This is a genomic window from Methanosarcina baltica, from assembly GCF_055394095.1.
The window spans coordinates 1,023,236-1,037,169 of record NZ_AP042463.1 but is presented as its reverse complement, the minus strand read 5'-3'; the positions used below and the strand labels follow the sequence as shown (position 1 = coordinate 1,037,169).

13 protein-coding genes and 2 pseudogenes are annotated in these 13,934 nt (G+C 43.5%); 6 read left to right on the top strand and 9 right to left on the bottom strand.

What is annotated here, in order from left to right:
- Positions 1-205: 205 nt before the first annotated feature.
- Positions 206-1,102, bottom strand: a complete 897-nt coding sequence (locus ACZ5QV_RS04505) for a basic amino acid ABC transporter substrate-binding protein (RefSeq protein ID WP_464601417.1) — start codon at positions 1,100-1,102, stop codon at positions 206-208.
- A 323-nt stretch (positions 1,103-1,425) separates the two neighbouring features.
- On the opposite strand from ACZ5QV_RS04505, the gene ACZ5QV_RS04500 reads away from it, so the two are divergent.
- The 3 genes from ACZ5QV_RS04500 to ACZ5QV_RS04490 all read left to right on the top strand — a co-directional run bounded on the left by ACZ5QV_RS04500 (position 1,426) and on the right by ACZ5QV_RS04490 (position 4,481).
- Positions 1,426-2,040, top strand: a complete 615-nt coding sequence (locus ACZ5QV_RS04500; RefSeq protein WP_464601416.1) for an IMPACT family protein — start codon at positions 1,426-1,428, stop codon at positions 2,038-2,040.
- A 183-nt stretch (positions 2,041-2,223) separates the two neighbouring features.
- Positions 2,224-3,174 (top strand): DMT family transporter, encoded by a 951-nt coding sequence (locus ACZ5QV_RS04495; protein ID WP_464601415.1) that lies wholly within the window; start codon positions 2,224-2,226, stop codon positions 3,172-3,174.
- Between the two features lie 182 nt (positions 3,175-3,356).
- Entirely contained in the window at positions 3,357-4,481 is a 1,125-nt protein-coding gene (locus ACZ5QV_RS04490) for a DUF5050 domain-containing protein (protein WP_464601414.1), read from the top strand.
- A gap of 90 nt (positions 4,482-4,571) precedes the next feature.
- Here the strand turns inward: ACZ5QV_RS04490 and mtaA are convergent, their stop codons facing one another.
- Together mtaA and tnpC are read right to left on the bottom strand one after the other, a co-directional pair.
- Positions 4,572-5,597 carry a methylcobamide:CoM methyltransferase MtaA gene (gene mtaA / locus ACZ5QV_RS04485; RefSeq protein WP_464601413.1) on the bottom strand — a complete coding sequence of 342 codons (1,026 nt, stop codon included), beginning with the start codon at positions 5,595-5,597 and terminating at the stop codon, positions 4,572-4,574.
- Positions 5,598-6,378: 781 nt separating this feature from the next.
- Positions 6,379-7,851 (bottom strand): IS66 family transposase, encoded by a 1,473-nt coding sequence (gene tnpC, locus ACZ5QV_RS04480; protein ID WP_464599339.1) that lies wholly within the window; start codon positions 7,849-7,851, stop codon positions 6,379-6,381.
- A 62-nt stretch (positions 7,852-7,913) separates the two neighbouring features.
- On the opposite strand from tnpC, the gene ACZ5QV_RS04475 reads away from it, so the two are divergent.
- Positions 7,914-8,123 (top strand): hypothetical protein, encoded by a 210-nt coding sequence (locus tag ACZ5QV_RS04475; RefSeq protein WP_464601412.1) that lies wholly within the window; start codon positions 7,914-7,916, stop codon positions 8,121-8,123.
- A gap of 137 nt (positions 8,124-8,260) precedes the next feature.
- Here ACZ5QV_RS04475 and ACZ5QV_RS04470 read toward each other — a convergent pair whose 3' ends face one another.
- A complete protein-coding gene (locus ACZ5QV_RS04470; RefSeq protein ID WP_464601411.1) occupies positions 8,261-8,557 on the bottom strand; it encodes a nucleotidyltransferase family protein in 297 nt (98 codons plus the stop codon).
- 447 nt (positions 8,558-9,004) lie between these two features.
- Between ACZ5QV_RS04470 and ACZ5QV_RS04465 the strand changes: the two genes are divergently transcribed.
- The gene (locus tag ACZ5QV_RS04465) at positions 9,005-9,886 is read left to right on the top strand and encodes a M48 family metallopeptidase (RefSeq protein ID WP_464601410.1); all 882 of its coding nucleotides are present in this window, start codon (positions 9,005-9,007) and stop codon (positions 9,884-9,886) included.
- Positions 9,887-10,057: 171 nt separating this feature from the next.
- Here ACZ5QV_RS04465 and ACZ5QV_RS04460 read toward each other — a convergent pair whose 3' ends face one another.
- The 5 genes and pseudogenes from ACZ5QV_RS04460 to ACZ5QV_RS04440 all read right to left on the bottom strand — a co-directional run bounded on the left by ACZ5QV_RS04460 (position 10,058) and on the right by ACZ5QV_RS04440 (position 12,272).
- Positions 10,058-10,402 carry a hypothetical protein gene (locus ACZ5QV_RS04460; RefSeq protein WP_464601409.1) on the bottom strand — a complete coding sequence of 115 codons (345 nt, stop codon included), beginning with the start codon at positions 10,400-10,402 and terminating at the stop codon, positions 10,058-10,060.
- A 96-nt stretch (positions 10,403-10,498) separates the two neighbouring features.
- Positions 10,499-10,758: pseudogene (locus ACZ5QV_RS04455) on the bottom strand (hypothetical protein); the annotation flags it as partial.
- 27 nt (positions 10,759-10,785) lie between these two features.
- Positions 10,786-11,208 carry a HEPN domain-containing protein gene (locus ACZ5QV_RS04450; protein ID WP_464601408.1) on the bottom strand — a complete coding sequence of 141 codons (423 nt, stop codon included), beginning with the start codon at positions 11,206-11,208 and terminating at the stop codon, positions 10,786-10,788.
- Positions 11,192-11,752 (bottom strand): nucleotidyltransferase domain-containing protein, encoded by a 561-nt coding sequence (locus ACZ5QV_RS04445; protein ID WP_464601407.1) that lies wholly within the window; start codon positions 11,750-11,752, stop codon positions 11,192-11,194. Before ACZ5QV_RS04445 ends, ACZ5QV_RS04450 begins: the two co-directional genes overlap by 17 nt.
- 118 nt (positions 11,753-11,870) lie before the next feature.
- On the bottom strand, positions 11,871-12,272 hold the full coding sequence (locus ACZ5QV_RS04440; protein ID WP_464601406.1) for a hypothetical protein: 402 nt from the start codon (positions 12,270-12,272) through the stop codon (positions 11,871-11,873).
- A gap of 218 nt (positions 12,273-12,490) precedes the next feature.
- Here ACZ5QV_RS04440 and cysS point away from each other — a divergent pair.
- Positions 12,491-13,930, top strand: a pseudogene (cysS, locus tag ACZ5QV_RS04435) (cysteine--tRNA ligase).
- The last annotated feature ends 4 nt before the right edge of the window (positions 13,931-13,934 follow it).

The window sequence follows — 13,934 nt, the reverse complement described above, 5'->3', positions numbered from 1 at the left end:
GATAAATAAAGATAATACTTAATATAAATAATGCATCTGTTAAAGGAATATTATCTCAAAAATCCTGTTTTACAGAAATATTTGGGAATCATTTTATTCTTCAACTATATTAATACAACAATTATATATAAAAAATAATTGAAATAAATCGGTTATATAAAAATTAAAAAAGAAAGCATAACAGAGTGTTATGCTTCGGCAGGATTTACTCAGTCACGTTTTCTTCTGTTACTTCTTCAGCAACTTCTTCAGTCACATTTTCTTCAGTGACTTCTTCAGTCATATTTTCTTCAACAACTTCTTCAGTGGTTTCTTCCTCTTCCATGTACATGGGGAGGTCAACCAGGAGTTCGTCGTACTTTCCGCTTTCCCGGATGTTTTTGAGACCTGTGTTGATCTTTTCAAGGAGTTCGGTGTTGCCCTGGCGTACGGCAAATCCGTAGTCTTCACTGTTAAGGGGTTCGCCCACAATCTTGATTATGCCCGGCTTTGCTGCTATGAAGGCGTTTGTTACGGGCAGGTCGTTGATCATGGCATCTGCGCCCCCGATATTTATCTCTGAGATTGCTTCATTGACGTGGGGGAAGTCCTTGATATATTTTACAATTCCGGCTTCCTTAAGTTCTTCTGCTTTGAAGTACCCGGTGGACCCGGTCTGGACAGCAACGATTTTGCCCTGAAGGTCTTCCACACCTGTGATTTCTTCGTTGTTAATGCCGACAGCAAGGGCAAGGCCTGCGTTGATGTAAGGTTCACTGAAGTCAACCTCTTTTTCACGGTCTTCCTTAATTGTCATGCCTGAAGCGATGATGTCAATGTTTCCTGTCTGAAGGGCAGGGATAAGACCTGTGAAGTCCTGGTCAAGGTATTCAACCTTGAAACCCTGGTCCTCTGCGATGGCGTTCATGAGGTCAACGTCAAACCCGACGACATTTCCTTTAGCGTCAACGGTCTCGAAGGGAGGGAACTGAGCTTCCGTTCCTACGATGTATGTCGGGATTTCTTCCTCAGCTCCCTCATCAGTCTTTTCGGCACAGCCGGCCGCAAAGACGAGGGTCGTTATAAGCAGAATCAGTGCTGTGATCTTCATAATGTTTTTCATAATCCAACCTCTGAAAAGTCTCTTCCTTCATAGTTATTTTATATGATTCATTATAATAAAATTGAGTCTTATTTATGCATGACTATGATTACATTAATAGTTTTTCATTTCGTGGAAATATAGCCCTTCATATATGAAAAAATCCAGAAAGCCTGATTTCTGAAAGGGGTATTTTGTGGTGGACCATAGAAGGAGGAGAGGAAAGGGGGTCCCCGGATTCGAGACCGAAAACTAAAAAACCAAAAACTTAAGATCTAAGACCTAAGACCTAAAACTTAAAACCGAAAACCTAAAACCGAAAAAAACTTGCTGAGGACTGAAGTTTGGAGAGTTACAAGACCCTGAAAGGCCCGGGTACGTCCCGAAAAGAATTTAAAAATTCTGGGTTCCTGGGCTATGCAATTCCTGTGAAAAACGAAGCCGAGGCAAAGGCCTTCGTAAAAAAAGTAAAGGAGGTCCACCCGGACGCGAACCACAACGTCTCGGCATATCTTGTAAAGGATGAAAACAGTTTTGCCCTGAAGTATGATGATGATGGGGAACCTGCGGGCAGTTCCGGAAAACCGGTTTTCAGGGTCCTGGAGCTTAAAGAACTCAAAAACGTCGCCGTGGTCGTTACCCGCTATTTCGGAGGGGTCAAACTGGGTTATGGGGGACTTTTGAGGGCTTACCGGGAAACGGCTGTAGCTGCCGTTGAGGCTGCAGGGGTTATAGAGGTTTTCGAGACTGTGTCCCTGAAAATCCGCTTCGGATATCCCGAAATCCAGAAAGTGAAGCAGCTCGTTGAAAACTGCGGCAGCGTCTCCGGGGAAGAATACTCGGATGCGGTCGAGTTCACAGTGGAGCTTAAAAAAGGGTTTGAAGAGGAATTTATCAAAAAACTGGTGGATCTGACGAAAAACAGGGTTACTGTAGAATTCCCTAAACCGGACTCATAAAATCATAATTTTTATCAGGGGGAATCTTATTCAAAAGTTTCTGGAAGGGGCAGGGCCTTTTCAGCAAAAATTCAACAGATAAATTTTTAACAGATCCAAATCCAATAGATAAAAATTCAACAGATAAAAATCCATCAATAAATACAATAGATATATAAGTAAGCACGGGATTGACAGTCGGGAATGTTTTTTGAGAGTAAAAAGGCACACATAGCGGTAATTATAGGCTGTGTGTTTTACAGCATGAACGGGCTTTTCATTGCCTGGGTCCACGACATGACCATTTTTTCCGTTATCTTTTACAGGCTTCTCTTCGGCCTGCTCTTCCTCTCTGCCTACATAAGCCTCAGGGGAAAAAGCTCCGACCTGCGGATTAAGAAAAAAAAGGGGAATCTCCTGCTTCAGGGCTTGCTGGTGGTCTCGTGCATGTTGCTTTACTTTATCTGTCTTAAATACACCTGCGTCTCCATTGCTATCCTGCTTCAGTACACGGCCCCCATATACGTGATGCTGGCCTCGCCTTTTATCCTGCACGAAAAAATTGGAAAAGAAAGTATCGCCGCCCTTTGCATTGCAATCGCGGGAGTCGTCCTGATAGTAAGGCCTGAAGGGGGTTTTTCGGAAATTGAGCTTACGGGCAATTATATGCTCGGCATGATAGCGGGGCTTCTTTCGGGGATTGTCTTTGCGGGTATGCTCATAAACGTGAGAATTCTGAAGGACGAATACCCCGAACTTGCGATGGTCTTCTGGCCCATGACAATCAGCTTTGTACTGCTCAGTCCATTTGCCTTCGACGTGTCCTTTTCCGTCCTCCTGGATAATTTAAAAGTGCTCATGGCCTTCGGGATTGTCTCCATAGGCTTCGGAGAAATCTTCACTATCATCGGATTTTCGCGGCTCAAGGCCCAGACAGGAAGTCTGCTTGCTTTGATTGAGCCTGTTAGCGGCGTTTTTTTCGATGTGGTGGTGCTTGGCGTGGCCCTTTCCTCCGGGACCCTGGCCGGGTGTGCTCTTATCATGGGCTCGGCTGTGCTCATCAGCTTCAGGGATTCCGGAAATCAGACGGATGAGCCGGAGTTGATTCGGGCTGCAGTGGAAATGCCGGACACTTCAGGCGTGTCAAAACTCTAACGTGTCCGGATCTGGACCTCTGGATCTGGACTCTGACCCTGACTCTGACTCTGAATATCCCGTATTAAAGTTTGTCCGATCCTAACAGGCTCAATTATAAAGTATAACACACAGATATTATTCTGGAATTCATTCTGAAATTTATTTTGAAATTCTTATTTGAGATCAGGAGGTATTAGATCTTGAGGCACGTTAGATTATCCACCGTTTTTGCCGCGTCTGCGGTTTTTCTTCTTTTATCCACTGCATTTGTAACGTCTGCGTCGGCCGAACAGTTACAAGGAACAGAATCGGTTATAACCAAGGCTTTTGGGGACCAGATAAGTCCGGTAATTTCCGGAGACTACATTGTCTGGCAGGACGAACGTGAAGGTAATTTTGACATTTATATGTATGACCTTTCTGTCGGAAGGACGGAAGTTCCTCTCTACACGGGAGCCAGGGACGAGGTGGAACCCGCGATCTCGGGAAATCGGATTGTTATAGCGGATGACAGGGGCAGGAACTACAACATCTACATGTACGATCTCACCACGAAAAAAGAGACGCAAATCACCACAGACCCCAAAGATCAGCGGGAACCTGTAATTTCCGGAGACTACATTGTCTGGACCGATGAGAGGAACCAGAACAAGGACATTTACATGTACGACCTTTCAGGCGGAAAGGAAAGCCCGCTTTCTCTTGACCTTTCGGAGCAGTCACAGCCCGCAATCTCGGGAAAGAGGATTGTCTGGAAAGATTCCCGAAATGGAAATGAGGACATCTACATGTACGATATTGAAACCGGGAAAGAGACCGCGATTGTCACGGACCCGGCTTCTCAGGCAAACCCCGCCATCGAAGGGGACCTTATAGTCTGGGAGGACAGGAGAAACGGGAACCTGGATCTCTATATGTATGACCTCTCCTCCGGAGAAGAAAGTGCGGTAAGCACAGATCCGGCTGCCCAGAAGACCCCTGCTATTTCGGAAGGCAGAATAGTCTGGGCAGATTCGAGGGCTGGAGGCACCATTATCTACAGTTATGATACGACCATCGGGGAAGAAGCAGTCGTATCCTCATCCTCCGAGTATCAGAGTAATCCCGCAATTTCAGGAGACAGGATAGTCTGGCAGGACAAAAAAACAGGGACAATGGATATCTACCTCTTTACCCTGGAGGCTTCCGAAGAGGCCGCAGAACCGGAAGCTGAGTCCCAGGCAGCCACGGAAGGGGATGAAGCAAAGAAAAGTCCGCTCGGCCTGTTTCCGGGCCTGCTTTCCCTGGGTCTCGCGGGTTTTCTTGCCCTGAAAAAAGGGACTTGAAAAAAGGGATTTGAAAAAAGGGATTTGAAAAAAGGACTTGAAAAAAGGACTTGAAAAAAGGACTTGAAAAAAGGGTTGTAGGTGGACAGCTCATTCCAGATAATACTCGTCTCTGGCCTCCACAAATGCCCTTACGTTTTTCAAGGGGGTCATGGGTGCAAGCCCGCAGCCCGGGGCCAGGATGTCGATCCCATCTTCAAGGCAGGCCTTTGCTTCTTTTTTGATGATGTCCGGACTTTTCGTAAGGAGGGTGTCGGATGGGGAGACGTTGCCTATAAGGGCCACCCGGTCTCCCACTATTTCCCTGGCATACCCGACACTTACCTTTTCTTCAATGCTGATCCCTTCAAAGCCGACCTCTGCCAGAGGCCTCAGAACCGCGCTTGCGTCCCCGCACATGTGGAGGATTTTTGTGCCTTTGATCTCCCGGCAGATTTTTCCGTACAGGGGCAAAACCGAGGCCTCAAACATTTCGGGGGCGATGATATCCGGCCCTGCTTCCGAATCTATGAGCACAACCGCGTCGGCTCCCCGGTCGAGGAGGGCGTTTGCGTATTCTATGCAGGCCTCTGTGCAGGTTTCGAGCAGAGTTTCCACGCTTTCGGGGCTGGCAACAAACCACATAAGATAGTTCCTCATCCCGGCGAGCATACAGGAAAGACCTGCGGGCCCCATGACTCCCGCAAGTACGGGGACGTCTTCTCCAACTTTTTCTCGAATAAGCTCGACCGCGTCCAGGACCGTGGCCGTCCGTTTGCTCTCAAGCAGGTTTTCGGGGACTGTCAGGTCCTTTACGTCGGCTTTTTTCTGGCAGGGAAAATCCATCACATAAGGCTGCATATCCACGGCCCCTTCCGCAACCGTACAGCCCAGGGTTTCCGCAAGCACGGTGCAGCAGAAAGGGGCCCGGACGTTTTCAAAGCCGGCAAGCTCATGCCCCGCAAGTGCAAGGGCCGCCATTTTTTCAGCTTCGTAATTGGCCTCGGGCCAGGAGGCTCCCGTCAGCTCCATAAGTTCGAGGATTCCGGTCTGGGTTGCGGCACAGACAGGCGCCTTATCCACGGCTTCTCGTTTCAGGGCTTTTTCAAATCTTTCTTTCAGGGTTATTTCATCCATGGTTACACCAAAGGCTATGCTCAAAATGGATTTCAGGCAGCTATAGAACAGTTATTTGTAAAAGCGCTTCATTGAGGGCTTTTATGAATATATACATTGAGCTCGATAGTATAAAAATATGTGAATAAAACAGTTTTTCGATTTTTTGAGTATTCCCTCTGTTCAAATCTTTGAAATTTATTTTTTACTGAAGTTGGACTCTTTGGGGTTGACTTTATATCTATAATGATTATACGGGATAAATTATATATCCTATCATTACTAAAGATATATAATAAGAAGTGGTTTTATTCCACTTCTGAACTATACACCTCAAAAACGGAAAAACGGTTTTTATAAAGGGAACAAAGGCTGTTTAAAGTGGGCCCGAATATATTCGATAATTCAACCATCTAAAATTAACCCCTCAAAACGAAAAGTTGTTCCCGGATTTTCAGTCAATAGAAAGTTAGTTAAACAAATTCGCGCTACGAACGGGCCTTCTAAATATTTTATTTTTCCTCCGTATTAGTAGCCGGGGTTCACTGACATCAAATTTTAACAAATAATTCTTGACTTTTTTTGCACTGATGACTGTTTTTAATAATTAATTGTGTTGGGCGTGTCAACTATCTTTGTGCTACCTTCTTTTCAGACCCAGGTTCTATGAATACGTGAAAGAAACAAATCGACCGGAGAACCATACGTATAAATAATATTCATATTAACCTTCTTTTATGGTTCAGGCTGATTTTGAAGATAAAGTGTAACTATTCAGCCTACTGATAAAAAAAGCATAGTTTCAGCTAATGTTGCAACTATCGGATAATAGCGGCGCTCCATTGAGCGCCGCTCGAATAGCATCCATGACATTCAAGCTATTCTTTCTAATAGTGGATATGTATCCCCGAATTCTGCAGAAAGCTACCGCTCCTTCGATGCTTCGGAAAGTTCCCGAAATCTTCTGTTGTAGCTTCATCATTCTGATGTCTCGCTCTGCTTGATTATTATCAAATGGAACTCTCAGGTCATTGAGGAATTTCAGAATCCTATCCTTGTATTTTATGAACCTATCAAGGAGATTCTTTGCTTTTGTTTGTGCTGGTCTTCCTCTTTTTTTAACCTGTTTTGAGAGGTCAGGAGGTGGATTTTCTTCAATTCCCTCTTTAATTATTTTATCGTATATTTCCTCGAATGCCCTGACTTTTATTGGATCTATTGGAATTTCCATTTCTCTGCATTCGTCGGTATATTTTTTTACTTCACTCAGAAGTTCATTTACTTTTTTAGCCCATTGCTGCTCAAAATTCTCTTCAACTCCAGTGAGGTCCCTCTTAAGATGAGCATTGCAGAGAGCATGTTCACATCCATATTTGTTGTATGATGCCCAACCATCATGAACTACTACCCCCTTGTATTCTGGAAGAAAACCCAAAGCATTCATTGCCTCTGATCCTCTTTTTGGATGTACAAAATAGTATGTCCACAGACTGTTTGAAACAACATGGAGCCACCATTTTGTCCCTAAAACCCTCATTCCTGTTTCATCACAATGTACAGAATAGGCTACCCGTAGATGTTCGAAAACAGCTTTTTCGAAAGGTTCCAATTTCTGGAATAATTCCTTTTCAGCTCTTTTTATGGTAGCAGGGCTGATACGTATTCCATAAAAGTCCTCTGACAAATCACAAATCCGTTTATAAGGAATCAATTGAAAGTTCCTTAAATATACAAGAGAGGATAAAAGGCGAGGTCCATATTGAATAGGGAATTTTATAGAGTCTGGAAAAGTACCTTTGTTTATTTTCCCACAGTGAGGGCATTTCTTGGACTCAGCACGATGTTCGGTAAATATGATGTTCACAGGAGGAATATCAGCTTCTTGCCTGCGTTCACAGTCCCGAACTTCAGTATCTTCAAGATCATGACCACAATTTTCACAGCAGTGAGGGGAATGAAATATTATATGGTCAGGATCCCCAACCATTTCGAAAGTACTTCCAGAATGACCTTTTTGACCACCAGGTTTTTTCCCACTTCTTGTGCGGCTACTCTTAGGTTTAGGTTTTTCATTCACAAAAACGTCAGTAGAAGGAGGTTTACTGCTGTTTTGGCTGTTTTGATTTAGACGAGCCTCTAAAACCCTTACACGTTCCTCAAGTTCAGCAATTTGAGAAGCCTGTTTCTCTATGATAGTCTCAAGTCTCTGAATTACAGCAACGACTGCTTCAGGGCCTTCTTCATAGATTTCAAGAATCTCTTCACGTGTAAGCATGATACTGAAGAGATAGAGTTATTTTATATGCAATTTTTCCTCGAAACGAGGAAAAATTGCCTTTGTTCAAAGTATGGCTGAATAGTTACGATAAAGTATTCAAGGAACTTGATTTTATCAAAAAACAACTTATCGAAATGAGAGAGAACATGGTAGACATAGACTGCATCCTCACCGATGAAGAAAGAAAACTCTTAAAAGAGAGCTACGAGCACCAAAAAGAAGGGAAGTTGATGTCCCTCTCAGAAGTAAAGAAGGAATTGGGCCTCTAAAGTGTTTGAAATTCTTTTTGAAATGTCACCATTTAAATTTCTCCACAAAGTTGACGCCAAAAGCGGGTATCTCGGGACGTTTAAATAACCGGGTATAACTTCTTTATTATATTTCTTCTCAACCGGCCGCCCTCAAATCATGCTGAAATTACTTTCGCTTCTTTTTTAATCCCCTCAATGAGATACGGGCTTATCGACTCTTCAGTGAGCAGATCCACTTTTACCCCGAGGAATTCTGATATTTCTCTCTCAATCCGGACAAGGGTTAGCAGGCCTTTTGTTTCGGAAAATTCCACGAGAAGGTCAATATCACTTCCCGGTTTTTCCTCGCCCCTGGCATAGGAGCCGAAAACGGCTACTTTTATTACTCCTTCCTTTCGGAGGAACGCAGAGATTTTTTTGAATAGATCTTTGTGCTGGCCCGCATTTTCCATGTGAGTAGATTTTGTTTGTTATGGTTTAAAGGAATGCTGAGCCAAAAAATAGGGGCTTGGTAAATCTATTTGATGAAGGGGGTCTTCTGATGGATCATATTATATTTATTATAATATTTTTTAGCCACCAAACCGCCCACTCTCAAATCAGCAAGTCGAAAAACGGGACGCTAGAATACTCCTCAACCTTTCGAAAGCTCAACGCAGCAAAAATCCATTATTCATCAGAACCAATGAACTACAAATTCTTATTTGATCTACTCAACAGATCTCGTATTTAGAAATATCAACCGAGATTCTGGTTATGAACGCAACCCTGAGAAATTATATTATTAAGAAAAAATGGGTTTTGGGATAAGATCAGGATGCCAACTATTAAATATTTGTAAGTATGTTTTTAGTATGATATGGAACAATCTGAAGAATCGGCCTAGGTAGAGACTGAAAATGAAATCGGAAAGAAAGAACAAGTCATTAATAATCAAAGGAATAAAAAAAAGTGAATATCCTTTGCTCTATGAGTGTACAGAGAACGTTATGAAAGCATTTGACATGGATGCTATCTGCGTTGAAGTCAAGAAAGGATCTATCAAAGGGAAACGTATTTATGCAGGTGCTGGATGGACCATTTCCCTCAAGAAGCTGATACCCACCTACTGTGACAGGCTGCGTGTCACGCATGAAATGCTTGATGAGATGACAAAAGATGAGATGGAAGCGATTATTGCTCATGAATTCAGCCATATTTTCAATAGGGACGCTATATTCGACTTTATAATCGAAAAACTATTTTGCGTTCTTTTTTTAATTTTTGCATTATTTATAATTTTTGCATTATCTATAATTTTTGCATTTCCTATTAATTTGATTATATTCTTTTTTCTTTTTTTTTGGTTGAATTCTTCTTGGAGCGAGTGGAGCGAGATTTATAAGTGGGTGTTTACTATACATGAAATAAGATCAGACATTGAATCTGTAGCAAGAACTCAAAAGCCTGAAGGAATGAAGAGCGCACTCCGTAAATTAGAATATCTCAATATGGGTAATCAGAAAAAACCAAACATCTTCATTATTTTAAGACAAAAAGCAGGAATCAACCCACCAAAAAATATTCATCCTCCAAAAAAGAAAAGATTAGAATATGTGGATTATATGACCAAAGTAATGATTCGTGATACTGAGAATCCGAAGAGACCGAACGTCTTCAAAATATTAAGCAATACATGGAAAGAATTCAATACCTATAAAAAAAGAGACAGTTACCTACTAACAGAGAAAGAATTTGAGTGTCTAGATGACCTTATTCTCTATATAGGACTTACCTTTTGAGCTCACCTGTCGTGTCCTGAAATGATTTCGCATATCAAATGTGACTATATATTATAAATTATAAAGACGAAATGATTTATATTCCGTGTGTTTGGGAAGTATGCAGAGAGATTCTTATTCTTACGTTTTCAGTAACTCATACCCACGAATCAATTATTCAAACTTATTAAATTAAAGTAGTTGCTTAGATTGAGCAATCTCCCTCGTTGAATTTACAATAACGTTAGCTGTGTTTAATAAATTTTTTCCTATTGGGTTACACTCAAAAAAACCGATTCCTGAATTCCCAATAACCATAAATATAATTCCAAGTGCAAATCCTATTGATGAAGTAATAATAATTTGTTCGTTGTTTCCGATGATACCTATTCCTATACCAATTAAGGAAAGAAATATGAAAGCAAGAGCAAGTTTGACAAGAATATTGAATAACAAATATAGGCAAGGAACTGCAAATACTATTATTATTGGTAAATACCTAAAAATATCTCTAATATCTAAATCTGGATATCTCATCAAAATAAAATGAATGTCATCATAAATAAATTCACTCAATAAATTTTAAAATATACAATAAGTACCGTAGAATTTTTTGAAGAATTATTCCTCAAGTTACCAAAACTTCTTAGTCTTAACATAATTCCGCTCGGCCTTCAGAATACCCGATAAAAAGCTTCCTCGTCAACCCTCATCTTCTCAATAACCCTTAAGGCCGTTTCAGGCCCGACTCCTCGACTCGCCAATGCAATAACAGCCTTTCTTCCCTACGAGTTTACAATACTGGCATTCCGGTAAACCCGCCGAATCCTCTTTTGAAACCGGCCCGCCTTTTTTTCAGTTTCCTGAAGTTTGATCATCTCGTCCTTTCGAGGATCGAAAAAAACGCAGATGAATATACTTCAAAGCATTTCGAGCACAAGTTCGACAGTTTCCCTTGCAGCCATAAGCACTTCTTCCGCCGAAACATCTGAATAAACTGCTCCATAGTCGGCTCCTTCCCTTGTATGCATGGCATAAAGGAAATTTTCCAGGATTTCAGGACTCAGGACTCCTTCGTCAACAAAAAGGGCTTCAATAGCATAACGGAGACATGTATGGCTTTTTTCACGGTAACCTTTTCCGAATAAAAGGGCTCGTAGGGCATGGAACTGGGCATAATAACCCTGAACTATCGCCCACTTTGCATCTTCATCTTCAAAAGAACGTTGAGCGCTTGCAAGATCCTGTTCTGCCTCATTGATTTCTTTGTGGACAAGCTCATTGTCTACTGAGATTCGGACTATTTTCCCTTTCTTTAAACACTGGTCAAACTGGTATCTCATAATATTCCCCGACACGTTCGTCAACTAATATTTTGCCGTTCATAATTCTTTCATAAAGAGGCCGATCTTTCCGTTTCAGAGCCATGAACTCGTCCTCACCAAGGATAATGGGAGACAGATCACGGTCGAGATCTTTCTGAGCTGACGCAACAAGGTTGAATGCTTTACGCGGATCATCCGTTTCAATGAGCAGGTCGATATCGCTGTCTTTAGTATCTTCCCCTCTTGCACAGCTCCCGAAAAGGACCATGCGGGATGAAACGCCTCTAAGCCGGAGGACGAGGGGATTCAGTTCCATAAGTGTAAAACAGACCTTTAACTCACGGAGAAGGGGGCTTTTCATGTCAGCCTGATAAATTACTATTTTTCCTCTTTCTTTTCGGATTAAAAGCCCTGCTTCACATAACTGCCTGAGAGACTCACTTGCATTTCCTGCTCCAAGCCGGAGGTTTCGGGCAATTTCCCTTACAAAGAAATCCTCATGCTGGTTTCTGCCCAGAAACCGCAGGATGGGAAGAGCAGCTTTTGAACATATGTTCGTCATAGAAAACATATGTTCGTTATAACGAACAATACACATAAGTAATTTTTGAATGACTGTATTCTGTAGAGTTGTGGCCAGGGGGGGTCCCCGATGAAACGATTTCACAGATACTCAGGCCTTACTGCTCATCCTTCGAAAGTTCTTCGACCTTTTCCGAGAGTTTCACCAGCAGGTTTCGAGTCTCGGCAAGTTCGGCCTGTACCTCGGTCAGTTTGTTGTAGGTCGGGCTCCGGGAGTCCTTCACGGCCTGCTCTTGGGAAAAGCGCTGCTTGCTCGGCAGGATATACGTATAAATTAGAAACATCGCGGTCAGGCCTACGAAACCCATGGCCCCCAGAAAGATCATATAGTGCGGAAAGAGGACCCGGATATAGGAGTCGCTGGAACTATAGTACTGGAGGCGACTGATCATGAGGAAGTTCAGAATGGAAAAAAGAAACATGGTCTCACTCACAAGAATCAAAAACCCTCCGACCTGGGTGGACATCTTTCGCTGCTTTGGGATTATTTTTTCGAACATATACGGGCCTTCTTCTTTTTTGGTGAGAATGCTATTATAGGGATATGGAATTAACATTATTTATATAAAGTGACTGTAATATAAAAATATTGGGGGTCTAAATAAATCTCTTTCCAGGGAATGTCGGGAAAATCAGTAAAATCCTCCCTGCAAAAAGAAGTTCCAAAAAACCAGGGGACAGCAAAACTAAATACCCTACAGTCCAAAAACTACCCTTTATGTTACAGGTCTACAACACCCTGAGCCGGAAAAAAGAAGCTTTCGTCCCCCTTGAGCCCGGAAGAGTCTCGATCTACGCCTGCGGGCCCACGGTTTACAACCTGCCCCACATAGGAAACTACAGGACTTTTTTCATGACGGACAACCTCGTCCGGACCCTGGAGTACCTGGGCTACACCGTGAAACTTGTCATGAACATCACGGATATCGACGACAAGACCATCCGGGACTCGGAAAAGGCTGGGATGTCCCTCAAGGATTTTACGGAGAAATACACGGAAGAATTTTTCCGGGGGCTTGACCTGCTGAACATCAGAAAGGCCTCCGAATATCCAAGGGCCACGGAAAACGTGGACGGGATGATTGAGCTTTCCCGAAAACTTATGGAAAAAGGGCTTGCCTACGAAAAGGACGGCTCGGTCTACTTCAGGATCTCGGCCTTTCCGGCCTACGGGAAACTCTCGAAAATCGACCTCGACCGCATAAAGATCGGGGCCTCGGTGGACGTGGACGAGTACGAAAAAGACAACCCCCGGGATTTTGCCCTCCTGAAAGCCTCCTCTTCCGAAGAAGTTTTGCGGGGAGTCTATTACAAAAGCCCCTGGGGGAAAATCAGGCCTGGCTGGCATACCGAGTGTTCCGTCATGGCCACAAAAGCCTTCGGCCCGACCCTGGACATCCACACGGGAGGCGTGGACCTCATTTTCCCGCACCACGAAAATGAGATCGCCCAGTCCGAAGGGGCCACAGGCCTGCCTTTTGTCCGCTACTGGGTCCACGGAGAGCACCTTATCGTGGGAGGGTAGAAGATGAGTAAGTCAAAGGGCAATTTCTTCACCCTGCCCGAAATCGTGGAAGAATACGGAGGCGAGGTCGTCCGGTTCATTTTCCTCTCGGTACACTATCGGAAAAAACTTGACTATACGAAGGCCTTTGCCGAAAATGCGAAAAACAACTACCAGCGGCTCAGGGAAACCCTCGATAACCTGGAGTTCCTGCTTCCTTCAGCCGATTCCGGAACCGATTCCGGAGCCGATTCCGGAGACCACGAAACCCTCGAAACCCTTGAAATGCTCCCGAAACTCGAAGCAGAATTCAGGGCCGCCCTTGAAGACGATCTCGATACCCCAAAGGCCCTGCAGGTCTTTCGGGAACTTTCCAGAAGCGCCAACAAATACCTGGAAACCGGGAAAAACCGGGAAGTCCTTGAAAAAATCCTGGAGCTTTACCGGGCCTTTGCAGCTGTGCTCGGGCTTTTTGAAAAGAAGGATCGGTGTGAAAAAGTCCCGGCTGAGGTCCTGAATCTGGTCGAGGAAAGGGAAACTGCCCGGAAAGATAAAGACTGGGGAAAAGCAGACAGCTTGAGGGACCGGATAAAAGAGCTGGGCTACACCGTTCAGGACATGAAAGAGGGGGCACAGGTAAAAAAAATTCAGTGATATA